The sequence below is a fragment of the Arcobacter sp. F2176 genome, from assembly GCF_004116465.1.
Classification (GTDB): Bacteria; Campylobacterota; Campylobacteria; order Campylobacterales; family Arcobacteraceae; genus Arcobacter; species Arcobacter siniprincipis.
This window is the reverse complement of sequence record NZ_PDJV01000004.1, coordinates 167865-192915: the sequence shown is the minus strand read 5'-3', so window position 1 is coordinate 192915 and position 25051 is coordinate 167865. Positions and strand designations below refer to the sequence as shown.

26 protein-coding genes and 1 tRNA gene are annotated in these 25051 nt (G+C 26.8%); 20 read left to right on the top strand and 7 right to left on the bottom strand.

What is annotated here, in order from left to right; translation table 11 throughout:
• Positions 1–23: 23 nt before the first annotated feature.
• Both CRU95_RS05665 and CRU95_RS05660 read left to right on the top strand, forming a co-directional pair.
• A complete protein-coding gene (locus CRU95_RS05665) occupies positions 24–581 on the top strand; it encodes a hypothetical protein (protein WP_129100169.1) in 558 nt (185 codons plus the stop codon).
• A 115-nt stretch (positions 582–696) separates the two neighbouring features.
• Entirely contained in the window at positions 697–1245 is a 549-nt protein-coding gene (locus CRU95_RS05660) for a YceI family protein (RefSeq protein WP_129100168.1), read from the top strand.
• A 14-nt stretch (positions 1246–1259) separates the two neighbouring features.
• Here CRU95_RS05660 and CRU95_RS05655 read toward each other — a convergent pair whose 3' ends face one another.
• Entirely contained in the window at positions 1260–2717 is a 1458-nt protein-coding gene (locus tag CRU95_RS05655; protein WP_129100167.1) for a YdiU family protein, read from the bottom strand.
• Positions 2718–2875: 158 nt separating this feature from the next.
• Between CRU95_RS05655 and CRU95_RS05650 the strand changes: the two genes are divergently transcribed.
• Positions 2876–5020: a methyl-accepting chemotaxis protein gene (locus CRU95_RS05650; RefSeq protein WP_129100166.1), complete on the top strand. Its 2145-nt coding sequence runs from the start codon at positions 2876–2878 to the stop codon at positions 5018–5020.
• 107 nt (positions 5021–5127) lie between these two features.
• A complete protein-coding gene (locus CRU95_RS05645; protein ID WP_164969738.1) occupies positions 5128–7011 on the top strand; it encodes a methyl-accepting chemotaxis protein in 1884 nt (627 codons plus the stop codon).
• Between the two features lie 19 nt (positions 7012–7030).
• On the opposite strand, the gene CRU95_RS05640 is transcribed toward CRU95_RS05645, so the two are convergent.
• Together CRU95_RS05640 and CRU95_RS05635 are read right to left on the bottom strand one after the other, a co-directional pair.
• Positions 7031–8428: a nickel/cobalt transporter gene (locus CRU95_RS05640; RefSeq protein WP_129100165.1), complete on the bottom strand. Its 1398-nt coding sequence runs from the start codon at positions 8426–8428 to the stop codon at positions 7031–7033.
• Entirely contained in the window at positions 8428–9309 is an 882-nt protein-coding gene (locus tag CRU95_RS05635) for a metal ABC transporter solute-binding protein, Zn/Mn family (RefSeq protein WP_129100164.1), read from the bottom strand. The genes CRU95_RS05640 and CRU95_RS05635 overlap by 1 nt, the downstream gene beginning before the upstream one ends.
• Before the next feature lie 103 nt (positions 9310–9412).
• Here CRU95_RS05635 and CRU95_RS05630 point away from each other — a divergent pair, with 103 nt between their 5' ends.
• Genes CRU95_RS05630 through CRU95_RS05600 form a run of 7 tightly spaced genes read left to right on the top strand, consistent with a single transcriptional unit; the run spans position 9413 to position 14471 of the window.
• Entirely contained in the window at positions 9413–9778 is a 366-nt protein-coding gene (locus CRU95_RS05630) for a Fur family transcriptional regulator (protein WP_129100163.1), read from the top strand.
• 11 nt (positions 9779–9789) lie between these two features.
• Positions 9790–11079, top strand: coding sequence for a Na+/H+ antiporter NhaA (gene nhaA, locus CRU95_RS05625; RefSeq protein ID WP_129100162.1), 1290 nt, complete (start codon positions 9790–9792; stop codon positions 11077–11079).
• 42 nt (positions 11080–11121) lie between these two features.
• Positions 11122–11613, top strand: a complete 492-nt coding sequence (locus CRU95_RS05620; protein ID WP_129100161.1) for a copper chaperone PCu(A)C — start codon at positions 11122–11124, stop codon at positions 11611–11613.
• A 3-nt stretch (positions 11614–11616) separates the two neighbouring features.
• A complete protein-coding gene (locus CRU95_RS05615) occupies positions 11617–12108 on the top strand; it encodes a hypothetical protein (protein WP_129100160.1) in 492 nt (163 codons plus the stop codon).
• Positions 12108–12680 carry an SCO family protein gene (locus CRU95_RS05610; protein ID WP_129100159.1) on the top strand — a complete coding sequence of 191 codons (573 nt, stop codon included), beginning with the start codon at positions 12108–12110 and terminating at the stop codon, positions 12678–12680. Before CRU95_RS05615 ends, CRU95_RS05610 begins: the two co-directional genes overlap by 1 nt.
• Before the next feature lie 45 nt (positions 12681–12725).
• Positions 12726–13517 carry an AraC family transcriptional regulator gene (locus tag CRU95_RS05605; protein WP_129100158.1) on the top strand — a complete coding sequence of 264 codons (792 nt, stop codon included), beginning with the start codon at positions 12726–12728 and terminating at the stop codon, positions 13515–13517.
• 51 nt (positions 13518–13568) lie between these two features.
• Positions 13569–14471, top strand: a complete 903-nt coding sequence (locus CRU95_RS05600; protein ID WP_129100157.1) for a DMT family transporter — start codon at positions 13569–13571, stop codon at positions 14469–14471.
• On the opposite strand, the gene CRU95_RS05595 is transcribed toward CRU95_RS05600, so the two are convergent.
• On the bottom strand, positions 14464–15174 hold the full coding sequence (locus tag CRU95_RS05595; RefSeq protein ID WP_129100156.1) for an SDR family NAD(P)-dependent oxidoreductase: 711 nt from the start codon (positions 15172–15174) through the stop codon (positions 14464–14466). The two genes, CRU95_RS05600 and CRU95_RS05595, sit on opposite strands and share 8 nt — an antisense overlap.
• 90 nt (positions 15175–15264) lie before the next feature.
• Between CRU95_RS05595 and CRU95_RS05590 the strand changes: the two genes are divergently transcribed.
• Positions 15265–15549, top strand: coding sequence for a hypothetical protein (locus tag CRU95_RS05590; protein WP_129100155.1), 285 nt, complete (start codon positions 15265–15267; stop codon positions 15547–15549).
• Positions 15550–15551: 2 nt separating this feature from the next.
• Here the strand turns inward: CRU95_RS05590 and CRU95_RS05585 are convergent, their stop codons facing one another.
• Positions 15552–17063, bottom strand: a complete 1512-nt coding sequence (locus tag CRU95_RS05585; protein WP_129100154.1) for a hypothetical protein — start codon at positions 17061–17063, stop codon at positions 15552–15554.
• Positions 17064–17221: 158 nt separating this feature from the next.
• Between CRU95_RS05585 and CRU95_RS05580 the strand changes: the two genes are divergently transcribed.
• Entirely contained in the window at positions 17222–19279 is a 2058-nt protein-coding gene (locus tag CRU95_RS05580; protein WP_129100153.1) for an EAL domain-containing protein, read from the top strand.
• A 200-nt stretch (positions 19280–19479) separates the two neighbouring features.
• Complete coding sequence (locus CRU95_RS05575; protein WP_129100152.1) at positions 19480–19794, top strand: F0F1 ATP synthase subunit C; 315 nt, start codon at positions 19480–19482, stop codon at positions 19792–19794.
• Positions 19795–19864: 70 nt separating this feature from the next.
• Here the strand turns inward: CRU95_RS05575 and CRU95_RS05570 are convergent, their stop codons facing one another.
• Together CRU95_RS05570 and CRU95_RS05565 are read right to left on the bottom strand one after the other, a co-directional pair.
• Complete coding sequence (locus CRU95_RS05570; protein WP_129100151.1) at positions 19865–20578, bottom strand: SDR family NAD(P)-dependent oxidoreductase; 714 nt, start codon at positions 20576–20578, stop codon at positions 19865–19867.
• Positions 20579–21016: a MarR family winged helix-turn-helix transcriptional regulator gene (locus CRU95_RS05565; RefSeq protein WP_129100150.1), complete on the bottom strand. Its 438-nt coding sequence runs from the start codon at positions 21014–21016 to the stop codon at positions 20579–20581.
• A gap of 172 nt (positions 21017–21188) precedes the next feature.
• Between CRU95_RS05565 and CRU95_RS05560 the strand changes: the two genes are divergently transcribed.
• From CRU95_RS05560 to rimK, 6 genes are all read left to right on the top strand, one after another.
• Positions 21189–21272 (top strand) — tRNA-Leu (locus tag CRU95_RS05560).
• A gap of 142 nt (positions 21273–21414) precedes the next feature.
• A complete protein-coding gene (locus tag CRU95_RS05555) occupies positions 21415–22005 on the top strand; it encodes a LemA family protein (protein ID WP_129100149.1) in 591 nt (196 codons plus the stop codon).
• A 1-nt stretch (position 22006) separates the two neighbouring features.
• Positions 22007–22909, top strand: a complete 903-nt coding sequence (locus CRU95_RS05550; protein ID WP_129100148.1) for a YgcG family protein — start codon at positions 22007–22009, stop codon at positions 22907–22909.
• A complete protein-coding gene (locus tag CRU95_RS05545; protein ID WP_129100147.1) occupies positions 22909–23520 on the top strand; it encodes a TPM domain-containing protein in 612 nt (203 codons plus the stop codon). The genes CRU95_RS05550 and CRU95_RS05545 overlap by 1 nt, the downstream gene beginning before the upstream one ends.
• Before the next feature lie 169 nt (positions 23521–23689).
• Entirely contained in the window at positions 23690–24115 is a 426-nt protein-coding gene (locus CRU95_RS05540; RefSeq protein ID WP_129100146.1) for a RimK/LysX family protein, read from the top strand.
• 2 nt (positions 24116–24117) lie between these two features.
• Positions 24118–25050, top strand: coding sequence for a 30S ribosomal protein S6--L-glutamate ligase (rimK, locus tag CRU95_RS05535; RefSeq protein WP_129100145.1), 933 nt, complete (start codon positions 24118–24120; stop codon positions 25048–25050).
• Position 25051 lies beyond the last annotated feature (1 nt).

Sequence of the window (25051 nt, the reverse complement as noted above, 5' to 3'; positions counted from 1 at the left end):
CCATATTTAAAAAAGGAAACTCAATGACACCAATTGAATACATCAAAGAAAATAATCTAGAATGGCAACCATCATTTAGTGGAAATATTACTTCTTTACATGGATATAGAGGTGCTTTAATTATTGAAGAGGGTAAACGATTATCTGAAACAAGAGTTATGCCCCCAAAATCTCAAGCAAGACAAGTTATTATGGTAAGTGAAAATGAAAAGATTAAATTCTTTGCATGTGAACTTGAAACATTTGGATATTTTAAAGATTTTTTTTCAAAATATGGAGAGTTCTTTGATAAAGATTCTATCAACTTACTTTATGTAATTGATTTAGATGCAAATGGCACTTTTGAATATGAAGGTATTAAATTTTCAGCTTTTATGTTAGATGAAAGTTCTGTCTGGAATGAAGTTTTAGATTTTGCTTCTTTAGAGAAAAGCGATTTAAAAAAATTGTCTAGCGAAGAGAAAATAGAAAAAGTTTATGAGGAAATTCTTTCAACTCCACTAGATTCTATTGATAAAAGTTATGATGAAATGATTGCTCTTATGGGAAATACTAAAAAAGCTCTAATGGGAGCGGTATAATATAACCCATTGAAAACTTGATTCTTTTTTAATCAATTATATTAATTTTAGCTTGTAATTTAGGTTTCACTTTTATTGATGTACTTTTATTCTAAATATTAATAAAGGATTACCTATGAAAAAGATTTTTTTAACTTTACTGTTATCAGTTGGATTATTATGTTCCTTAAATGCCTATGAATTAAACGGAAATTTAACTGTGAAATGGACAGGCTTTAAAACAGAAAAGAAAGTTCCTGTATCTGGTACCTTTAATGATATAAAAACAGATATAAAATCATCTGATAATTTATCTACTTTTCTAAAAAGTGCTATGGTTACAATTCAAACTAGTTCTTTAGAGTCTAAAAATCCAGTTAGAAATAAAAATATAACCTCTACATTGTTTTCACTTGTAAGTGCAGAACAGATAAAAGGAACAATCACAAAGGTTAATGAATCTACAAAAGAATTGACATTAAATGTTACAATGAATGAAGTATCTAAATCTATTCCTATGAAATATGAAATGACAAATGGAAATATTGTTGCAAAAGGGAGTATTGATATTTTAGATTTTGGAATGAAAAATTCATTTATAGCTTTTAGTAAAAAATGTGCTGCTTTACACCAAAACAAATCATTTTCCGATGTGGATATTGAATTTATTATCCCATTTAAATAAGATAAGCACTTATCTTATGAGGAACAACTAAGTTTTATATTTGAAAATTCTAGTGGTGTAGCTTTTGAGTATCTTTCATACTCATTATGCTCATCATATGGATTTTGTGCAATATTTAGCAAATCATTTACTAAAGTAAAATCACCCTCTTCTGCCTTGTCAATTGCTTCTTGAAGCATATAGTTTTTAATCACATATTTTGGATTTACTTTTTTGATTCTCTCCTGAACTTTTTCAAAATCTTGATTCTCTAATTCTCTTAACTTTATATACTCTTCAAGCCATTTATCTAAAGTTTGTCTATAAATTGAGATATCAATTACTTTTGTAATTTCATCATAGTTTTTACACTTTGTTAATTCATAAAAAAACTGATTATAATCTGTTTTAGATGTTTGTAAAGCTTTCAAAAGTGATATAATCAAAGTAGCATAAGAATCACTACTTTTATCTATATTTAGTCCAAGTCGTTGTGTCATAAGAGTTAAATACTCTTTTTCTTGAATATGAAAATACGTTTTTAAATACTCATTTAATTTATCCACTTCACAAATTGTTTTTAAACTATTAGCTAAAACTTCTAAATTCCATTTTCCAACATATGGTTGATTGAGATAAGAGTATCTTCCTTCACTATCGGTATGATTACAAATTTGGTTAATATTAAAATAATCCATAAAAGCAAAAGGTCCATAATCTATACTTAGTCCTGCCATTGAAAAATTGTCAGTATTCATCACTCCATGCATGAAACCATAAGTTTGCCATTTAGCCATTAAAATAGCAGTTTTATCAACCATTTCATAATACATCTTTTCATATTTATTTTCATCATTAATTAAGTGGGCATAAGAGTTTCTAATAACATAATCTGCAAGTTGTTTAACATTTTCTTTTGCATTTTTACTTCTAGCAAAATATTCAAATGTACCTATTCTAATCCAAGATGGTGACATTCTTAATACAATTGCTCCTGTTTCAACTACTCCATAGTATCGATGAACCGGATGAGTAGAACAAATAAGAGCAAGTACTCTAGTTGTAGGAATATTTAAAGCATGCATTGCTTCTGAGATAATATATTCACGAATTGAAGATCTTAAAACTGCTCTACCATCACCTTGTCTTGAATAACGTGTTAAGCCAGAACCTTTAGTTTGGAGATGCCAAGAATTAATCTTCCCTAGATTTATTGCTCTACCATCACCCAATTGGGGAACAAAATAACCAAATTGATGACCAGCATATGCACTTGCATAAGGTTCTGAACCTTCAAGTGATTTTTCACCATTTACAAACTTTACAAAGTCTTTACTATTAGCTTCATCATAATCTAAAGATATTTCATCAAACATAAGTTTATTATAAGAGATTAAAAAAGGATTATTTAGTGGAGTTGGATTAATTCTTTGATAAAAATTTTCATCAAATTCAAAGTAATCATTTTCTAATTTTATTTCATTTAATTTCATCTATAAATCTTTATAATGATTTTTGCAAATTGTATTCCCTTTGAGTTAAATAGTTGTAACAATTATTTATTAATAAATAAATTAAGATTCAATTTATTCTAAAAAGAATAGAATTAATTAACGGAATATTAACTTATTCTAATAAGGAGATCAAAGAAATGAAAATTAAACACAAGATAATTGGGGCTTTTCTCGTATTAATAATAGTTACCTTAGTTTCAAGTACATATGTAGCATACAATATTAATCACATGCAAAAAAATGTAAAAGACTTAAGTGAAAGAGATTTTGCAGGGGTTGCAGTACTTTTGGAAGCTGATAGAGATTCTTATCAATCAAATGTAGCACTTTCACAAACAATAAATTTAGCGGGGATAACTTATTTATTAGAAGCTGATAGAGATTCTTATCAGTCTAATGCTGCTTTAGCCCAAATAGTTGGTTCACCTGATCATTCAGCAACTCAAAAATTACTTGACAAAGGTGTAAATGATAATATCCAACAAGTTAAACAAAGATTTGAAAAGTTTAGAAATTTACTAGAGAAGTTAATGCCTGAAAATAGTGCAAAATTTGAAGAGTTTGAAAAATTATATGATTTAACTAATAAAAATACTCAAAAACTTGTTCAATTAGTAAAAGCAAATGACTATGCTAATGCTCAAACTTTTTATTTTAATACATATCTTGTTGATTATGAAAAAATGAGAGATATAATTGATTTCTTTACAGGAGAATCATATAAAGTAATTGCAAATGAAGAAAAAGAAACAACTGAATTAATTGATAACTCATTAGCTTCTTTTGTTATCATAACAATTATTAGTATAGCTCTTGCGATATTATTTACATTTTTACTTAGTAGAAATATCAATAATTCAATTAATAACTTTAAAGATGGTCTTTTAAATTTTTTCAAATACTTGAATAAAGAGTCTTCAAATGCAGACCTACTAGACACAAGTGCCAATGACGAAATAGCAGTAATTGCTCAGATTGTAAATGAGAATATTACAAATACTAAATCTCTTTTGGAAAAAGATGAGATATTAATCAATGATGTTAAAAGAGTAGTTGAACTTATAAAAACAGGGGATATTAGTAAAAAAATAGAGAAAAGTACCCATAATCAAGGTTTAGAAGAGTTAAAAACAATCTTCAATGAAATGATACAAATTATTTCTGAAAATATTTCTAATGACACAAATGCAATTGAGAAAGCACTACAAGAGTATCAAAAACTAAACTTTAGACATAGAATTACAGCAGCAACTGGTAAAACAGTTGATGGATTGAATACTTTAGCAAAAATAATTAATGAAATGTTAGTTGAGAATAAATCAAATGGTTTAACACTTCAAAAAAGTTCAAGTAAATTATTATCAAGTGTTGATTTAATAAGTCGTTCATCAAATGAAGCTGCTGCAAGTATAGAAGAAACTGCTGCAGCATTAGAAGAAATTACTTCAAATATTGCATCAAATACTCAAAATGTAATTGCAATGTCAACCAATGCAAATGAACTTAAAAAGTCAGCAAATGAAGGAGAAAATCTTGCATCTCAAACTACAGTTGCAATGGATAGTATTAATGAACAAGTTACAGCAATAAATGAAGCTATTTCAGTCATCGACCAGATAGCATTTCAAACAAATATTCTATCTCTTAATGCAGCTGTTGAAGCAGCAACGGCAGGAGAAGCAGGAAAAGGATTTGCAGTTGTTGCTCAAGAAGTTAGAAATCTAGCATCAAGAAGTGCAGAAGCAGCAAAAGAGATAAAATCGTTAGTTGAAAATGCTACAACAAAAGCAAATGATGGAAAAGCTATCTCTGATAAGATGATAAAAGGTTATCTTGGATTAAATGAAAATATTTCTAAAACATTAGAGTTAATTGGGGGAGTTGAATCTGCCAGTAAAGAACAACAAATGGGTATTGAGCAAATTAATAGCGCAGTTGGTCTATTAGATAGACAAACTCAACAAAATGCATCAATTGCAAATCAAACAAAAGATATAGCTGATGAAACACAATATATTGCAAATGCGATTGTAAGAGATGCTGATGAAAAAGATTTTGAGGGTAAAGAGAGTGTAAAAAGTAAAGAAGTAAACATTAGTTCAAAATCAACTGTTCAAACTCCTACGCCTACTCCTAAAAAAGTAAATAAAACAGTAGAAGTTCCAACGCCTAAAGAAAAAATTGAAAAGAAAGAAACAACAACTCCAAAAGTTCAATCTAATAATAAACCACAAGTAATAACTTCAAATAGTAAAAATGATGATGAATGGGAGAGTTTTTAAACTCTCCTTTCATCAATATTATTTTTCTTTATACTTTATGGAGTGTAACCATTCTGTAAATATTATATGTTACCTTATAAATTATTTTATAACTGAGGATACATATAATGCCAACAATTTCTACAAATAGAAAGCTTCTTTTTTTCCCTTTATTATTTTTAATCATTATTATAATATCTGGTCTTACTAATAGATATTTTTCTGCTAAAGCAAAATTAAGTATAAATACTGCAATGGAAATCGACAAAATTATAATAAGAGTTTTACACGCAAGAATCACTTCAAAACAATTTTCAAGTGATTTGGATGAAGATACAGCTGATATGGTAATAGATTCTTTTAAAAATCTATATAAAGATGTAAGTGAATTAAAAAATATCAAAATAGACTTTTTACAAAAAGATTCTGAACAAATTAATGAATTACTTATTGATATTAAAAAATATCAAAATATATTTGAGAAGTATTCAATGGCAAAAATTGATAATCTTGATAATGGTGTAACTAATGATTCAAATGAACTTCAATCAATGTTAGGAGTGATGATTAGTAAAGTTCAATCAATAGAAGGAGGATTAAGTGAAATTCATGACCAAGCTATGTTATTTAAAGAAAAGTCTTTATACCTTCAAGATATTGTACTAATTATATTAGCTAGTGTTTCTATACTTGTATTTAGTTTAATATCTTTTCTAATCTCAAAAACAATTGTTAAATCTTTAAAAAATTTTAAAAATGGTTTAATTTCATTTTTTGCATATTTAAATAAAGAAACAGATGAAATAGAACTTCTTGATGATAAAAAGAAAAACGAATTTGGAGAGATGGCAAAAGTTGTAAATGTAAGTATTATAAATACAAAAAAAGGTCTTGAAGAAGATAATGCATTAATTGATGAAGCAATAAGCATTTTAGCTAAATTTGAACAAGGAGATTTATATCAAAGAATACAAATGAATGTTTCAAATCCTTCATTAAATAAATTAAAAGATGTACTTAATGATATGGCCCAAACTATAGAAACAAATATAAATAATGTATTATTTATAGTAGAAGAATATTCAAAATATAACTATCTTGGTAGAATAAATGAAGAGGGACTAGAAGAGCATCTTTTAAAACTTGCATCAGGAATTAATCATTTAGGAAATGTAACTACACAAATGTTATGTGAAAATAAATCAAATGGCTTAACCCTAGATGAAAGTTCTGATATATTATTAGTAAATGTTGATAAATTAAATCAAAGTTCAAATCAAACCGCTGCAAGTTTAGAAGAAACCTCAGCAGCACTAGAACAAATAACAAGCAATATTAAAAATAATACAGAAAATATAGAAAAAATGTCTAAACTTTCTAGTAGCGTTACAGTATCAGTTGAAAAAGGTCAAGAATTAGCTTCAAACACATCTATTGCAATGGAAGATATTAATAAACAAGTAACTGCTATAAATGAGGCAATTAATGTTATAGATCAAATATCTTTTCAAACAAATATTTTATCACTCAATGCAGCAGTTGAAGCAGCAACAGCAGGAGAAGCTGGAAAAGGTTTTGCAGTTGTTGCACAAGAAGTACGAAACCTAGCAACAAGAAGTGCAGAAGCAGCTCGTGAAATAAAGGCTTTAGTTGAAAATGCATTGGAAAAAGCTAATGAAGGTAAAACTATTGCTTCTGATATGATTAATGGGTATGGAGAATTAAATACAAATATTTCTCAAACAATAGAATTAATAACAGACATTGAAACAGCAAGTAAAGAGCAATATCAAGGAATTGAACAAATTAATAACACTGTTACTATCCTAGATAGACAAACACAGCAAAATGCGATGGTTGCAGCAAATACACATGAGGTAGCAGCAATTACAGACAATATATCAAAACTAATAGTTAAAAATGCAAATGAAAAAGAGTTTTTAGGCAAAGATGATATAAAAGCTAAAAAAGTAGAACTAAAAAAAGACAATGAAAAAGAGGAGAGTATTTAACCTCTCCTTATTTAATAATTTATATTACATTTACATTGAAAAATAATAACAACCCTAATAAGAAAATAAATATTGGTGAGATTATTTCCACAAAATTTCTAAATTTTTCTACTTTACTTGACACTTTGTTTAAATTTAAGCTCAAAAATGAAGAAGCAAAAATAACTAATCCCATCCCAAAACTAATAGCAATAGATGCTAAAATAACTGCAAAGTAAGTTTTCAATACAAAAGCATATAAAAATAATATAACAGTACCAGGACAAGGAATAATTCCTGCTGTTAAAACAAAAAATAAATCTTGTTTTTTTATTTTTTTATGTTCATTATGATTATGTTCGTGATTGTGATCATGTGCGTGTGAAGAACAACAAACATTACAATAAGATTCTTTCTTTCTTACTTTTTTATACAAAATAAATACTGCCAATAGCATAATAAATATAGCAGATAATTTTGTAATAATTTTAATAGAATCATCTACAAAACTATTTAAAAAAGTAGTTATTAAAAATACTGATATCAAAACAAGAATCAAAGCTCCAAGTATATGAATAAATGCAGTTAATTGAGAGATAATTAAAGCTCTTGTATAAGAACTTTTGTTACTCATAAAATATGAAAATGCCAATGATTTACCATGACCTGGTCCCATAGCATGAATAATTCCATAAATAAATGATATAAATAAAAGTGTAAATAAAGCAAAATTATCACCTTTTTCTATTTTTAAAAGATTTTGTTTTATTTGCTTTGAAAACTTTGTTAAGTAGTTCTCATCTTGAACTTTAGGCGTTTTTTTTAACTCTTCTTTTACTTCAACTTTTTTAACAGGAGTAATTTCTTCTTTTTTTTGCTCTTCTATATCTTTAATAATATGAAAACTTACACTATTTGCATCGATTGTCTCTTTTTTAAATACAGTAGGATCATACTTAACAGCATTTTCTGCAATAGTAACAATAAAATAACCTTCTTTATCATCTGTATTAAAATATAAAATATCATCTTTTACTAATTTGTAATCTAATAATATTTTATACCGAATATGCAAAAGACCATTTTCAATATCAACTTTTAAATCATTTACTCTTATTCTATTTGATCTTAGTTTATTTATTTTTTTTCCATAAGATATATTTACTAAAAAATCTCTTGGTTCAACATAATTACGAAAAGCTATCTTTACATTTTCTAACTCATCTTTATCTAATTTCTCATTTAAATTCGTATCGTATACATTATTTAAAGTCTTTGTAAAAGCTTTTGTAACTATCCATTTTACATCAATTTCTTTTATTAAACTATCATTTGTCTTTACATCAAGCACAACTCTAGTTTTTGGAGAATATACTGCACATAAAGCACAACCAAAAACTGTTTGAGCTATTAGAAGAAGAATAAATATTAATTTCATTATTTATATGTATTCACCAATTTATTTGAGATGTCAAGTAAACTTTTTTCCCATTTGTAAGATAAAGGATCTATTTCAATAACACTTCCACCAATATTTTCAGCAATTGTAGTTGCTGCTACTTTTGAGAACTGAGGAGCTACAAATAATACTTTTATACCTTCATCTTTTGCTTCTTCTATAAGAGCTATCATCTCTTTTGGTTTAGGTTCTTTTCCTTCTTTTTCAACTGCTTCTTGTTCTAAGTCATATCTTTTAGCAAAATATCCCCAAGAAGGATGAAAAACCATAAACTTTTTGCCTTTTATCTGTTTTAAAATATTAGATAAGTTCATATTTAAATTATCAAGTTCTGTTAAAAAAATTTTATAATTATCATAATAAAATTTTCTATTTTTTGTATCTACTTTTATTAGAGCGTCTAAAATATTTTTTGCTTGTGTTTTCACTAATATTGGATCTAACCAAATATGTGGATCTAAAGACTCTTCATCATGATGATGTTCTTCATGATGTTCTTGTTCTTCATGTTTAACTTCATCATGGTGGTGATGTCCAAGCATTTTATTTTTTTTAATACCTTTTGAGGTATCTATAAGTAACATGTTTTTATTAATATCTGTAAATTTACTCAACCAAGATTCTTCAAAAGGAACACCAATAGAGAAATAAATATCAGAATTTATTAATTCTTTCATTTGAGAAGTTTTAGGTTCATATGTAGCAGGTGAAAAACCAGGTTGAACCATAACATTTACTTTTACTTTGTCTTTTGCTATTTTTTCTACAAAATACTTCTGAGGTAAAATACTTACAGTAACAGTTTTTTGTGCATAAAGTGATGAGCATATTATTAAAAATATATAAAAGATTTTTTTCATTTAGAGAACTCCTATTTATTGCAACCAAGTTGCATTTTTAGAATTTTAGTGATATTTCGCTTTAACGCAACTTAGTTGCAAGCTTCATGTGTTATAATTATATATGGACAATATAAACAAATTATTTCAAGATAGAAATATTAAACTAACAAGCTCACGAAAAGAGATACTAGAAGTACTATCAAACTCTTCTAAACCTTTATGTTATGAAGAAATAAAATTTTCAATCAATATGGATAAGGCTACTTTTTACAGAAATATCACTAGATTTGAAGAAGAAGATATTATTGATTCTTTTGAATCAAATGATAAAAAAAGATATTTTGAAATAAAAAAAAGTAAACATGCACACTTTATATGTACTAATTGTTCTAAAATCGAATGCCTTCATGAGGACTTTAGATTTAATTTAAAAAATCACAAAATCGAGAATATAATTATTAAAGGAATATGTCCAAATTGTTTGTAAAAAGGAATATTATGATAAAAAAACTTGTCACCTTAGACAAATTTATAAATAAAGAAGCACTTAGTGGAATACTTCTTTTTTTAGCAACTGTAGCAGCAGTAATAACTGCAAATTCTAGTTTAGGACAAGCATATTATGATCTATGGCATATGCCATTAGGAATAAATCTTGGTGAACATAGTATTTCTATGACCTTGACTTATTGGATTGATGATGGACTTATGGCATTATTTTTTCTAATGGTAGGATTAGAGATAAAAAGAGAGATGAGTGTTGGGGAACTTTCATCTGTAAGCAAGGCTTTATTTCCTATTATTGCAGCTCTTGGGGGGATGATTATTCCAGCATTGATATATGTAGCATTAAATACTGATAATCCACTAGGATTTGGTATTCCAATGGCCACAGATATTGCATTTGCATTAGGTATTTTGATGCTTTTAGGAAAAAAAGTAAATCCAGCTTTAAAATTATTTTTAGTTGCCCTTGCTGTTGTAGATGACTTAGGTGCTGTTTTAGTTGTCGCTACTGTTTACACAAGTGAAATTCATACTCAGTATTTTTTACATGCAGGCGTAATTTACGCTTTAATTTGGGCATTAAATATAAAAGGTGTAACTAAATTATTACCTTACTTAATTCTTGGTATTGGTTTATGGATATATATTCATGCAATTGGGATTCATGCAACTGTTGCAGGTGTTTTATTAGCTTTGGCTATTCCTATAAGATCAAAAATTGGTGAAAATGCATTTGTTGAAGATACAAAAAAAGACATAGCTACTTTTGAAAACAATATCGAACCTACATCTATTTTAAACCATCATCAAATTGATGCTTTGGAAAATATTGCTGATAACTATGATAAGGTACAAAATCCTCTTATGAGATTAGAACATAGTTTACATGGATTATCTGCATATTTTATTATGCCTTTATTCGCATTTTCAAATGCTGGAGTACTAATAGACTTCTCAGGAATAAGCGCAAACTTAATGATTGTATTAGGTGTTGTCTTTGGTTTAATTATTGGAAAACCAATAGGAATATTTGGATTTACATATCTAGCAACCAAACTAAAACTAGTTAAAAAACCAGATAATATTTCATGGTATGAAATTATCGCAGTTGGATTTTTAGGGGGAATTGGATTTACAATGTCTATTTTCATAACACACCTTGCTTTTCTTGATGAAAGCATAATTTCTGCTGTAAAATTAGGGATATTTGTAGCTTCATTTATTGCAGCTATAATTGGAGTGTTGTTAATATTATTAAAAAAAGATTTAACACATAATTAACACTTAAATTATAAAATTTTGGAAATCAAAAAAAGGTACAAAATGAAAAATTTTCTTCTTTTAGCACTACTAAGTGCATCAACTCTATTTGCTTCAAATATTGAAGTTAAAGATGCATATGTTAGAGCAACACCTCCTGGACTTCCAAATTCGGCTGCATTTATGACTATAGAGAATAAAACAAATAAAGATATAGCTCTTATAAAAGCTACATCTGATATTTCAAAAGTAGTTGAACTTCACACACATAGCATGAAAGATGGTGTAATGAAGATGTACCAAGTTCCAAAAATAGATATTCCTGCAAATAAAGAAACATCTCTTAAACCAGGTGGATTTCATGTTATGTTAATAGGCCTTCATAAGCCATTAAAAGAAAAAGAGAATGTAACTATTACTCTTAATTTCTCAAATGGAGAGAATAAAACTATAACTATTCCTGTAAAAAGTGTAATGGGTGGAATGATGAAAAAAGAGATGAAGAGTGTGAAAAAAGGTATGAGTTGTGGTACAGGTAAATGTGGAAGTAATTAAATAATGCCACAAGAAAAAAAACCTAACAATTTAAAAAGTGCAATACTACAAGTAGTAGTTGTACTTTTTATTGTTGTAGGATATTTTCTTATAGATTTTTCTTCACTTTATCAATCTTTTAAAGGTGAAGCGCAATTTATAACACAAGATTCAAGTTGTGACTTACACCAAAGTTCTTGTATTGTAAAAATACAAGATGGTACAACTTTTGAATTAAGCATAAATCCAAAATCAATTCCACTTATGCAAGCCCTTAAATTTGAAATCAAAAGTAACAATAAAGAGTTAAAAGATTTACATTTAAATATATATGCAACAAATATGTTCATGGGTGATTTTAATTTACCAATTAAAAATCTAGGAAATGGAAACTATGAAGCAATAGGTACTCTTCCTACATGTCCAGTTGGTAATATGATATGGAATGCAGATATAAGAGTAGAAAAAATAAATAAAACTATTGGAGCTAGATTCCAATTTAAAACAGGTAAATAATGAGTAAGATTTTTAAAATTTTCATTGCAATAACAATTGCAATTGTGATAATTATAATAGCTAGACCTTATGTACGAGATTATAAAGAGCATAAACAATATGCTTTCAAAGTAAATACAATTGATGGAGAAATTACAAAAGATAGCTTCAAAGGTAAGTATCTAGCTATTTATTTTGGATATACATTTTGTCCTGATGTTTGCCCTACTTCATTAAGTTCGCTAGCACAAGCAATAAACAGACTACCAAAAGAAAAAGCTAAAGACTTTGTGGGATTATTTATAAGTGTAGACCCAGACAGAGATACCCTTAAAAATCTAAAAGAGTATGCACATTATTTTCATCCAAATTTTATAGGTGCAACTTCAACAAAAAAAAATATTGATGATATTACATCTAGATATAAAACATACTATAAAAAAATAAATTTAAAAGATTCAGCAATGGGTTATTCAGTTTCACATACTTCTTTTATCTATATCTTTGATAAAGATGGTAAGTTTAGAGCAAAAGTTGACCATTTTTCAGACCCTGCTAAAATAAAAGAAACATTAGAAGAAATAGTAAAATAGCAATTTTCTTCTATATTTCTTTTTTATTTTAGATATAATTTTGCCATGTCAAAAATATTAAATAATATTCTATTTGAAAATGTAAGCCATTCCAATGAAGACTTTACAAAACATTACCATGATACATACACTATTGGAATAACCTATAAAGGATTTATTAAAACTTTTAATGTACACCAAAGTTATTATTCATATGAATATTCAATAAGAATAAATAATCCAGGTGAAGTTCATGGTGGAAAAGCTAAAGAGTGGTCTCACGCAAATTTTTATCCAACGGTAGAAATTATTTCAAATATTTATGAACAAATATTTTATGAAAAGAAAATACCCTATTTTCAAAGACATATAGTTGATAACAAAATATTATTCCTAAAAGTCCACAACTTCTTTGATGCATATTTTAAAAAAGAAGATGAACTATTGATTGAAGCTTATTTAATAGAAGCGCTATCTAGTTTAATTTTAGATTCAACTTTATATACAAAAGATTATAAAAAAATTTTTGAAGATAAAAAAATTATAAAACAGACCTATGAATTTATAAATGATTCAATAGATACAAACTTTACCCTTGATATACTTGCAAAAAATGTTAATCTTAGTAAATTCCATTTTCTAAGATTGTTTAAAAAAGATATTGGACTTACACCCCATGCTTTTATTGTAAATGAAAGACTTAATCGAGCAAACTCTCTAATTCAAAATGGTTTATCCATTTGTGAAGCAAGTATTCAAGTGGGATTCAATGACCAATCCCATTTTACTCGTAATTTTAAAAAATATTTTGGATATACACCTTCTTATTTACAAAAAAATAGCAATTTTATTCTATAAATTTTTAGTTTATTTATATACAATTTGCTTATCAAATAAAAAAGATGAGATATGACAGACAAAAGTAAAAATATTTTTTATGCTCTAATGTTCCTAGCCATGGCAGGATGGGGGGCATCTTGGGTTAGTGCAAAAGTTTTAAGTGCTTATATTAATGAATATGAATTAGTGTTTTTTAGAAATGTATTTACAATTATTACACTTCTTCCCGTATTGTTATATTCAAAGAAAAGTTTTCATATAAATCTAAAAAGTTTTATTTTAGTTGTTATAGCTTCAATTGTAATGATAGCTTATATGAAATGCTATTTTTTAGGGACAAAATTTGGAACAGCAAGCCTTGGTGGAGCTTTAGTAACTACTATGATTCCAATAAATACTTTTTTAATTATGGCAATGTTTTTTGGAAGAAAAATAGAAAAAAAAGATATTTTTGCCTTAGTTCTTGGAGGTCTTGGAGTTCTAACTATGCTTAATATTTGGTCTTTTTCACATGAACAAATATTTTCACAAAAAAATATTTATTTTGTATTAGCTTCAATTCTTTGGCCAATACTGACAATTGTAAGTTCAAAGGCTACAAAAATTTCACCTATGGTATTTACATTTTACATGTATGTTATCTCAACTATTATGGTTATGATATTTTTTGTTGATGTACCAAGTATTGATTATAAAGTTTTTGATTGGATTTTTTGGTTAAATATTCTATCTATTTCAATTATCTCTACAACTTTTGCTACAACTATTTATTTTGTAGGAATAGAAAAACTAGGAACAAATGAAGTTAGTTCATTTATTTTCCTAGTTCCACTATTTGCTATTATATTAAGTGTTATTTTCTTAAAAGAGCATATAAGCTTATCTATAATCATAGGGACTATATTGACATTGATTGCAGTAAAGATTCTTAATAATATAAGAATCTTTGGTAAAAAACAAACTATTATCTAGTATATGACCCATTATTAAAATCAACTGTTGTTCCATTTACATACTCAGGACAAGAAGTAGCTAACCAAACTATAACTTCAGCTGCTTCACTTGGTTCTGCAAATCTTCCACAAGGAACTGCTTTTTTAAATTCTGCTTTTCTCTCTTCTGAGTTATCTTTTTGCATATCAGTTTCAACAGGACTTGGAGCTATACAATTTACAACAATATTATGGCCACCTAAAAGTTTAGCAAAAATTTTAGTTGCATTCATAAGCCCTGCTTTTGCAATCCCATACCAAATATCAGGATGACCGATTTGTCCTGCAATTGAAGCTGTATTTACTATTCTTCCATAATTTCTTTTTTTCATACCTTCGCAAAATAGTGTCATAAGTTCAACAGGAGCATACAAATCCACATTCATAATATGCTCTTTTGCGTCAAGGGGATAGTTATCATAAGAGTATTTTGGTTGCATATATCCAGCATTGTTGATTAAAGTATCAATTTCTCCTACTTCTTTTTCTAAATCTTTTAGTCCATCTATATTTGATAAGTCATACTCTATACATCTAACTTTTGCATTGTCTTTAAATTCAAAATTTGAAAAATCTCTTGCTACTACTACAACTTCATAGTCAAGTTCAATAAATCTTTTTACAACAGCTAGCCCTATTCCTTTATTTCCACCTGTTATTAATACTTTTTTTAATTGTTCCATTCTTTTCCTTTTCAATTAACTATTTATTAACTTTTCAATACTTTTCATTAAATATCAAACTATATAATACGATTATATATAGGATATTACATGAAATTAAAATTTTTACTATTAACAATTTTTACTATTATTACTTTTGCTTCTTCATCATATTTAAATAAAGATACAAAGATATATGAAAAACTCTATTCAAAGATTATCAACACTTCTCTTATAGATTTATCAGAAGTATTTAAAATTGATACGAAAAATATTATAAAGAAACTAACTGATAATAATATTAAAATATTAAACAAAGAACAAACTATAATACAGATTGCACTATCTAATTCAAAAGATAGTAATGAGATAATAGATTTAATTTTGTCAAATTAAATCTATTTAAAAAGACTTTTTAATAAATTTCCTGCTTTATCTCCAAGCTTTTTTTCTATTGTTTTTTCTATTTTCTCTTTGGCTTTTTCTTTTATGCCACTTTCTAAAAGCTTTTTAGTATCAACTTTAACTTTTGGATTTGATATATCTCCAGATATCTTTGTATCAAAAGTTATTCCTTTTATTTGTGTTTGTACCAAAGCATCTATTACTTTTGTTTTTGTATCAATTACAGAAGGATCAACATTAATTGTTGTTAAGTTACTTTTCATATTAATCGTAGATTTGATTATATTTTTATTTATATTACTAGCTAATGATATATTTTCATAAACTTCTTTGGTAAGATCAAATTTTGCAAAACTATTTATTATAGTTGAATACTCATTTTTCTTAAATTGCCCATTTAATAAATCACCTTTTAAATCACCTACTTGTTTTGCAAGATTATAATCCAATTTCAATTTTGATTTTGAGGTAAAAATTTCTGGATAATAAAGCATGTGTAGTACTTTTAGAATTTCAATATCATCAATATTAGCTGAAAAGTCATCATTTAATAGTTTGAATCTTAATTTACCGTCTAATAATTCAGAATAACCATTTACAAGTAAATCTTTGTCTTTTTTGATATCACCTGCAACATCAATTTTCCCTCTTAACTTAGTTTGTGTAACATCAAAAAGTTTTGAAAGATCATCAATATTTAAAAAGTAATCACTTTTTATAACCATATCTTTTAAATCAACATCTGCTTTTTTTACAAAAAGATTTGCCATTGTTGAATAAAAATCAATTTTAGACAAAGCTTTATTTGGTTGTAAATCTGTTTGCACATCTCCACGAAAAGTTAACCTATCTACTAATTTTGTATTAAAATCTTTATTAACTAAACTATTTGTTACAAGTCCATTTACGATTTTTGTATCTATATTTCCATTTAATTTATCTAATTTTGCATTTTTTATATCACCATTAATTGTTATGTTTCCCATAGCGTATTTAGGTTTATTTATTAGGTGTAATATCTCATCTATTTTTGCATTTTTTACATTAAATAAGATATTAGAAGGTTCAAAATTTATTAATTGTACTTTATAATCCGTACTACTTTTAAAAATATCACTAATACCTTCAAGTGTAGCTAAAGAACTATCACCTTTAAGTGTTCCACTTGTACTGAAATTGCCATTTAATTTTTGTTTTGTGTATTTTTCTAACTTTGATAAGTCCAAAATATTTATATCATACTTGATATCAACAGATTTTGAGAATATTAATAAATCACCGATGATTTTTATATTTGAGTTTTTATCTAATGAGGCATCGAACTCAATATTTTTTGTAGTTAATACAAACTTATTTATTTTAAAATTTAAATCTTTTTGTTCATTTACTTTATTTTCTATTAATGAAGAGACTATCCCATTACCAGTTGTTGTAAATAATAAAGCATAAGCTCCTACAAGAACAATAATAATTAAAAATGTTAATCCAAAAAAAAGTTTTTTCATTATGAAGCCTTAATATTTTATTTATTAAATTATACACTACTATGTTTAAACTATAATCAAATTAAATTTCAGAACTGATTATTACTATTATTTTTCACTTTAATATATTATTATATTTATTTTGTTATATTACTTTAATATAAAAATAGGAATTTGAATTGAATCTAAAAAATATAGATTATTATGAAATTATCTTTAAAAATTCTATAGACCCCATTTTATTTTTAAAAGGCAATAAGTTTATTGATTGCAATCAAGCTGCACTTGATATACTTAAAATGAAAAATAAAGACGAACTATTCAATATTCACCCTTCACAAATTTCTCCCAAATATCAACCTGATGGAAACCTATCAACAGAAAAAGAAAAATTACTCATCCAAGAATGTTCTAATAATGGATTTTCAAGATTTGAATGGTTGCATACGGATTCAAATAATAAAGAGTTTTGGGTTGAAGTCACACTGAAAAAATCTACTTTAAATGATGAAATTATTTTTATTGCTGGATGGAGAAATATATCAAAAGAAAAAGAAAAAGAAAAAACAATTGAGAATAAAAACAAAGAATTAAAAGAAAAATATAGCCAAATTGAGAGTTTAAATCATGTTTTAAATGATATAAAAGATTCTGATTTAGTTGAAGCCCTAATGCTTTTAGAAGAATATAAAAAAGCCTTAGATGAGAGTTCAATTGTTACTAAAACAAATACAAAAGGAATAATCACTTATGTAAATGATAAGTTTTGTGAAATATCTGGATACTCAAGAGAGGAGTTACTAGGTAAAAATCATAACATAATTAGAAATCCTGAAACTCCAAAAGAATTTTTTAAAAATTTGTGGGAAATATTAGAAAGCAAAAATATCTACAAAGGTATTATATCAAATAAGAAAAAAGATGGAAGTATCTATTATGTTAACTCAACAATTATTCCTATTTTAGATTCAAATAATGAAATAAAAGAATATATTGGCATTAGAAATGATGTTACTTCATTATTTGAAAAAGATGAAATAATCACAAAACAATTTACTGATAATCTAACAGGTTTACCAAATAGACAAAAGCTTGTAGAAGATTCTAAAATTCTTTTATTTCCTAAACTAGCCATGATTAATATCAATCATTTTAGAGATATAAATGATGTATATGGGATAGATGTTGGAGATTTTATACTAAAAGAACTTTCAAATGTATTATCAGTTTTTAATGATTACAATATTAATGTTTACAGAATTAGTGGAGATATTTTTGGGATATTGGCTTCTGGAAACTACTCAACAGAGTCTTTAAAAAACTTATGCCTAGATTTCTTAGATAAAGTAAAAATAAATCCTATTACATATAAAGATCAAGAATTAAACTTATCCTTTACTATTGGTATTTCAACTGGAAGAGAATGGTTATTAGTTGAAGCAGAAATGGCTCTGCAAGAAGCAAAAGATAAGAACAAAACTCTTGTAATGAATCTAGAAAATAAAAATAAAGATACTTTGAAAAAAAGAGTAGAATTAACAAATAAAATAAAATATGCCTTAAAAAATGATAATCTTTTAATTTATGGCCAAAAGATCATACATAATATAACCGGTAAAATAAAATATGAAGTGCTAATGAGACTTGAAGTAGATGATAAGATACTATCTCCTTTCTTCTTCTTAGAGCATGCAAAAAAAGCAAGACTTTATCACGATATGACAAGAAAGATGATAAGACTAGCTTGTGATTATTTTAAAGACAAAGAAAACTCTTTTTCTATTAATCTTACAATACAAGATATTACAAATGAAGAAACAGTAGAGTATCTTACTAATGTATTACTTGAAACTAAAACAAATAAAAGAATTATATTAGAAATAGTTGAATCTGAACAGATAAATGAATTTGAAAAAGTTACAGCTTTTATAAAAAAGATGAAAAGCTTAGGTGTGAGAATTGCAATTGATGATTTTGGAACAGGATATTCAAACTTTGAATATATTATTAAACTTAATGTAGATATTTTAAAAATAGATGGTTCTTTGATTAGAAATATACATAAAGACAAAAATATTTTTATTACTGTTTCTACTATTGTAAATTTTGCTAAACAATTAGGATTAGAAGTTGTTGCAGAATTTGTTGATTCGCAAGAAGTATTTGAAACAATAAAATCATTGGATATTGATTGTGCACAAGGCTATTTTTTGCATGAGCCTGAACATTTAATTTAAACTTTGTTACATAATGTAATAATTTAATTATTTTAAAACTCATTATAAAGAAAATTTAACCTAAGAGAGTGTACAATACACCCCAACAAAGTGACAAGTAGGGAAATATTTGCATTTATGTAAGTATTGCTAGTCTATTTATAGATTGGTTACGCTATCCGAACAGACTTTGTAAACAAAATATATTATAAGGATATAGAATGAAAAAAATCGTTCTTTTAATGCTAGCTATCGCTGGTGCTGCTTTCGCTGCTGACGGTGAAGTTGCAAATGAAACACTAAAAGCTTACTCTGTAGTAGCTGCTGGTATTGGTTTAGGTCTTGCTGCACTTGGTGGTGCTATTGGTATGGGTAATACTGCTGCTGCAACTATTGCTGGTACTGCTAGAAACCCAGGTTTAGGTGGAAAATTAATGACAACAATGTTCATTGCTTTAGCGATGATCGAAGCACAAGTTATTTATGCACTTGTTGTTGCAATGATTGCATTATATGCAAATCCATTCCTAGGTTAATATTTAAATCTACAGATTTAATAAAATCTAAAAAGGGTCAAGAGTTTTTCTCTTGACCCTTTTTTTATTTCTAATAATTTATAGATTGAGCAAATTCATTTTCTAAATTTATTCTATCTTCTTCTAATCTTTGTCTTATAACTTTTGCAAACGAATCAGGATATATTTCATATTCGTCACTATTTAGACCATTTATAGTCGCCTTTACAATATCATTAGGTGAAGTCTTTGGCATTTGTAAATCTTTTGACATAGTTGTATCAATAGGACCTGGTAATACTTCATATACTGATATATCTTTTGTTTTCAACTCTGCTCTTAAAGCTTGTGTTATAGAGTGTAAAGCACTTTTTGAAGCACAATATAAAGCCATAATAGGAAGATTTATTAGTGCCAATACAGAGGATATATTAATAATAATCCCACCATTATTTATATTTTCTGATAAAATTCTACAACTATTCAAAGTACCAAATAAATTTACATCAAAATCTAAAATTTCATTATCAAACAATCTTTTAGCACTATTTGCACCTGCATTGTTTATTAAAACATCTATTTCCCCAATAGTTAATGCTAAACTTTTAAATTGTTCTTTATTAGTAATATCTAATTCTATTAATTCTATTTTATTAGATAATTTTTTTATAGAATCCAATTTACTTATATCTCTTGCACTACAATATATTTTTTTAACATTATAATTTAAAAATTCTTTTACAAATGCACTACCTAAACCACCATTTGCACCTGTAATAAATACAGTTTTATTCTCTAAATTCATCTAGTCTCCTTCTTCTTCAATATTTGTATAAACTTTATTTAATAAGCCAATTAAACTTTCATATTCTTCTTGGCTCAAACCTGTTGAAAGCAGTTGATTATATTGTTTAGATATGGGAACTATTATTTCAACCAACTCTTTTGCTTTTGATGTTGAAAAAATATTTATAATTCTTCTATCCTTACTATTTACTAATCGAGTCAAAAAACCTTTTTTTTCAAGCCTGTCAAGACTTCTTGTAATATTAGCTTGGTCTTTATATGTACTACTTGCCAACTCTTTTTGGGTCAATCCATTATTTTCAACAATCCTAAAAATCAAGGACCACTGTTCAGGAGAGATATCAAACTCTTTTATTTGTTTATTAAAACCTGTTTTCATAGCTAAAGCAGTTCTATTTAAAATAAAATCCAAGGAATTATTCATATCAAAATTCATATATACTCCTTATGTATTACTATACATTTTTTTAAATTACTTGTCAAGACAAATATTGTTTTAACAAGTAGTTTCATAAAAATTTCTTTTTAATTAAATCTATAAGGTTTTATTGCTATAATTCCGCACTTAAAATAAATAATCATATATTAAAGATTTAGATATTTTAAATGCAGATGTGGTGGAATGGTAGACACGCGGGCTTGAGGGGCTCGTGGCGAGAGTCGTGTGAGTTCAAATCTCATCATCTGCACCAAAAAACTTTATATACAATAATTTGTAATTATCCTTATGAAACAGCTTCTTCTTACAACTTTTTCATTAAAAATAAAACTCTTTTCATTGCTTGTTAATTAAAATTTCAATACCATACTAATACTTTAAAATAAAGGTTTAATATGAAAGCGTTTTTAATAGTTATAGGTGTTATTATTTTGGCATTTGTTGGAATTTTATTTGCAAATGTTAATAATGTCCCAACCTTAGATGAAAATGTAAAAGCATCTTTTTCACAACTTCAAAATCAATATAAAAGAAGAGCAGATTTAATTCCTAACTTAGTATCAACAGTAAAAGGTTATGCAGATCATGAAAAATCTACTCTAACTGAAGTTACTCAAGCAAGAGCAAATGTAGGAAAAATATCTTTGACTCCTGAGATGTTATCAAACCCTAAATTGGTTCAACAATTCCAACAAGCACAAGGGGCTTTAAGTTCTGCGCTTTCTAGACTTATGGTTGTTGTTGAAAAATACCCAAATTTAAAAGCTGATAAAAACTTTTTAGCACTACAATCTCAACTTGAAGGAACTGAAAATAGAATATCAGTTGCAAGAAGAGATTACATAGAAAGTGTAAAAAAATATAATATGGAATTAAGAACTTTCCCTGGAAAAATTATTGCAGCAATTCTTTATCCTGAAGCTAAAGTAAAAGAGAATTTTACAGCTACTCAAAAAGAACAAGAAACACCAAAAGTAAACTTCTAAAATGAAAAAAATAGTTTTTATACTTTTTAATATCTTACTTTTACAAAATCTACTTGTAGCAAATATTGCTTTTCCTAAATTAACAGGAAGAGTAGTTGACAATGCAGGGATTTTAACTTCAAATCAAAAAGAGACTTTAACAAATATAATAAATGCCCAAGAAAAAGAGACTTCAAATCAAATAGTTATTTTGACTTTAAAATCTCTTGATGGTAATGAAATAGAAGATTATGGTTATCAAATAGGAAGATATTGGAAAATCGGACAAAAAGATAAAGATAATGGTGTTTTATTAATTGTTTCAATGAAAGAAAAGAAAATCAGAATCGAAGTTGGATATGGATTAGAAGGAAGTTTAACAGATGCTAGATCTCACGAAATAATCGAATATAAAATCAAACCATATTTTAAAAAAGGTGATTATTATAAAGGACTTTTAGAAGGAACTAATGCAATTATTAGTTCAATAAAAGGTGAATATAAACAAGAAACACATACTAGTAGTAGTGGGAATATATTCCCGCTATTTATTTTATACTTTATGATAATATTTTTAGCTCCATTTATTGGTACAATATTTGCTAAAATGAACTTAAAAAAGACATCAAGAGTTTTTCAATCAATGACATTTGGTGGGTTTGCTGGACTTTTTATTACAATTGGTACAGGTAGCTTTATCATTTCACTTATTGCTTTTATCTTTTTTACATTAACAATCTTTAGAGTAAATAGTAAAATAGTCAATTCAACAAGTAATTCAAATCATAGTTCTAGATACGATAATAGTATTGGTTTTGGAACTGGTTTTGGTGGTGGCTTTAGTTCAGGTTCTAGTAGTTTTGGTGGCAGCTTCGGTGGAGGCGGTGGAAGTTTTGGTGGCGGTGGCGCTAGTGGAGGATGGTAATGTATTTAAATAACGATGAAAAAGAATCTATAGAAAAACAAATAAAAAAACTTGAAGAGAAAAGTTCAGCAGAACTTGTTGCTGTTATTACAGACTTTTCATCTTCTTATAATCTATTGATTTTAATATTTTCTTTAGTTTTTACATTTTTGATTTCACTTATTAGTTTATATTTTAATGCAAGTACGATAATGTTTTTTGAGATACAATTATCAACTTTTGCATTTTTTATACTTATGTTTCATAATTTTAAACAGTACTTTTTATATCTTTTACCAAAAAAATATAAGTATAACAAAGCCTCAAAAAAGGCCAAAGAAGAGTTTATTAATCAAGGACTTTATGACACTCAAACAAAACTAGCAATCATGTTTTTTGTATCAATTGAAGAAAAATATGTAGAAATAATTACAGATAAAAATGTAAAAGAAAAAATAGATGATACATATTGGCAAGAGATAGTAAATGAATTTATTAAAGATGTAAAAAATAAAGAATTCACACAGGGATATGAAAAAGCAATAAAAAACTGTAGTGAAATTTTAATAAATAATTTCCCTATAGAAAAAAATGACAAAAATGAACTTAGTAATGAAGTGATAGAACTTTAAATATCAAAGTTACTATCCCTTCCTTTTACAAATTTAATAACTTATTCTTATAAAAATATAATCATTAATCTTCCTTTTAGATTTATTACAATCAAGCTATACATTTTTATTTAGACATAATTTTTATATTAAACTATGATATAATTTTTAAAACTATAAAGGATATTTCATCGAAAAAAAGATAGTTGGCAGAAAAGAAAGTATCTCAATACTTGACTTGGAATTGTTTGATTTAGATGCTAAAGTAGATACGGGTGCTGATTCAAATGCTTTACATTGTGATGATATTGAAATCGAAGAAAATAAAGTAAGTTTTACTTTACTTGATGAAGTGCATGCTTCATATCATGGTAAAAGAATAACTTTACCTATATATAAAATAAAACGTGTAAAAAGTTCAAATGGAACAGTTCAAATAAGACCATCCATAAAAGTAAGTGTAAAATTTTTTGGTAAAAAATATAAAAGTATCATTTCTCTGACAAATAGAGCTGATATGAAATTTCCAATGTTAATTGGAAGAAGATTTTTAAAAGATAAGTTTTTAGTTGATGTTTCACAAGAGTATTTATGTAATAAAAAAGAGGAAAAATAATAATGAGAGTTTATATATTATCAAGAAATAAAGAGTTGTATTCAACAAGAAGATTAGTGGAAGCAGCCCAAGCAAAGAATTGGGAAGTTAAAGTAATTGATTATTTAAAATGTACTATTGAGATAATGAAAGGTGAACTTATCATAAATTATTTAGGTAAAGTATTACCAACTCCTGATGCAATTATTCCAAGAATTGGAGCAAGTAGAACTTTTTATGGTGCAGCAATGGTAAGACACTTTGAGATGATGGATGTATTTAGTACTTCTGGAAATTTAGCAATTACAAGAAGTAGAGATAAACTAAGAAGTTTACAAGTTCTTTCAAAAAATGATGTTGATATGCCAAAAACAGTATTTGCTTCAAATAAATCAAGTGCAAAAGATGTAATAGCACTATCAGGTGGAGCACCTTTAGTTTTGAAAATATTAGAAGGAACACAAGGTGTTGGTGTAGTTTTAGTTGATAGCGAAAAAGCTGCAAAGTCTGTTCTTGATGCCTTTTATGGCATGGATGTAAACTTACTTGTTCAAGAGTATATTGAAGAAGCAGGAGGAGCTGATATTAGAGTATTAGTTGTAAATGGGGAAGTTGTAGGAGCCATGAAAAGACAAGGTGCAGAAGGCGATTTTAGATCAAATCTTCACCAAGGTGGAAGTGCTACAGCACATAAACTAACAAGAAAAGAAAAATCAACTGCAATAGCAGCTGCCAAAGCTATGGGTCTTGGAGTTTGTGGAGTGGATATGATACCCTCATCTAGAGGACCACTTGTTATGGAAGTAAATTCAAGTCCTGGATTAGAAGGAATTGAAAAATCGACAAATCTAGATATTGCAAGTAAAATCATGGATTATATTGAAAAAAGTGTAACTCCAGCATCAGAAAAAAGTACTAAAAAAAGAAAAATAAAAAAAGATAATATTGGAGCTTAAA

Bases quoted from the DNA above. Each gene is read 5' to 3' on its own strand.
- CRU95_RS05665 (WP_129100169.1), top strand. From the start codon at position 24: ATGACACCAATTGAATACATCAAAGAAAATAATCTAGAATGGCAACCA.
- CRU95_RS05660 (WP_129100168.1), top strand. From the start codon at position 697: ATGAAAAAGATTTTTTTAACTTTACTGTTATCAGTTGGATTATTATGT.
- CRU95_RS05655 (WP_129100167.1), bottom strand. From the start codon at position 2,717: ATGAAATTAAATGAAATAAAATTAGAAAATGATTACTTTGAATTTGAT.
- CRU95_RS05650 (WP_129100166.1), top strand. From the start codon at position 2,876: ATGAAAATTAAACACAAGATAATTGGGGCTTTTCTCGTATTAATAATA.
- CRU95_RS05645 (WP_164969738.1), top strand. From the start codon at position 5,128: ATGCCAACAATTTCTACAAATAGAAAGCTTCTTTTTTTCCCTTTATTA.
- CRU95_RS05640 (WP_129100165.1), bottom strand. From the start codon at position 8,428: ATGAAATTAATATTTATTCTTCTTCTAATAGCTCAAACAGTTTTTGGT.
- CRU95_RS05635 (WP_129100164.1), bottom strand. From the start codon at position 9,309: ATGAAAAAAATCTTTTATATATTTTTAATAATATGCTCATCACTTTAT.
- CRU95_RS05630 (WP_129100163.1), top strand. From the start codon at position 9,413: ATGGACAATATAAACAAATTATTTCAAGATAGAAATATTAAACTAACA.
- nhaA (WP_129100162.1), top strand. From the start codon at position 9,790: ATGATAAAAAAACTTGTCACCTTAGACAAATTTATAAATAAAGAAGCA.
- CRU95_RS05620 (WP_129100161.1), top strand. From the start codon at position 11,122: ATGAAAAATTTTCTTCTTTTAGCACTACTAAGTGCATCAACTCTATTT.
- CRU95_RS05615 (WP_129100160.1), top strand. From the start codon at position 11,617: ATGCCACAAGAAAAAAAACCTAACAATTTAAAAAGTGCAATACTACAA.
- CRU95_RS05610 (WP_129100159.1), top strand. From the start codon at position 12,108: ATGAGTAAGATTTTTAAAATTTTCATTGCAATAACAATTGCAATTGTG.
- CRU95_RS05605 (WP_129100158.1), top strand. From the start codon at position 12,726: ATGTCAAAAATATTAAATAATATTCTATTTGAAAATGTAAGCCATTCC.
- CRU95_RS05600 (WP_129100157.1), top strand. From the start codon at position 13,569: ATGACAGACAAAAGTAAAAATATTTTTTATGCTCTAATGTTCCTAGCC.
- CRU95_RS05595 (WP_129100156.1), bottom strand. From the start codon at position 15,174: ATGGAACAATTAAAAAAAGTATTAATAACAGGTGGAAATAAAGGAATA.
- CRU95_RS05590 (WP_129100155.1), top strand. From the start codon at position 15,265: ATGAAATTAAAATTTTTACTATTAACAATTTTTACTATTATTACTTTT.
- CRU95_RS05585 (WP_129100154.1), bottom strand. From the start codon at position 17,063: ATGAAAAAACTTTTTTTTGGATTAACATTTTTAATTATTATTGTTCTT.
- CRU95_RS05575 (WP_129100152.1), top strand. From the start codon at position 19,480: ATGAAAAAAATCGTTCTTTTAATGCTAGCTATCGCTGGTGCTGCTTTC.
- CRU95_RS05570 (WP_129100151.1), bottom strand. From the start codon at position 20,578: ATGAATTTAGAGAATAAAACTGTATTTATTACAGGTGCAAATGGTGGT.
- CRU95_RS05565 (WP_129100150.1), bottom strand. From the start codon at position 21,016: ATGAATTTTGATATGAATAATTCCTTGGATTTTATTTTAAATAGAACT.
- CRU95_RS05555 (WP_129100149.1), top strand. From the start codon at position 21,415: ATGAAAGCGTTTTTAATAGTTATAGGTGTTATTATTTTGGCATTTGTT.
- CRU95_RS05550 (WP_129100148.1), top strand. From the start codon at position 22,007: ATGAAAAAAATAGTTTTTATACTTTTTAATATCTTACTTTTACAAAAT.
- CRU95_RS05545 (WP_129100147.1), top strand. From the start codon at position 22,909: ATGTATTTAAATAACGATGAAAAAGAATCTATAGAAAAACAAATAAAA.
- rimK (WP_129100145.1), top strand. From the start codon at position 24,118: ATGAGAGTTTATATATTATCAAGAAATAAAGAGTTGTATTCAACAAGA.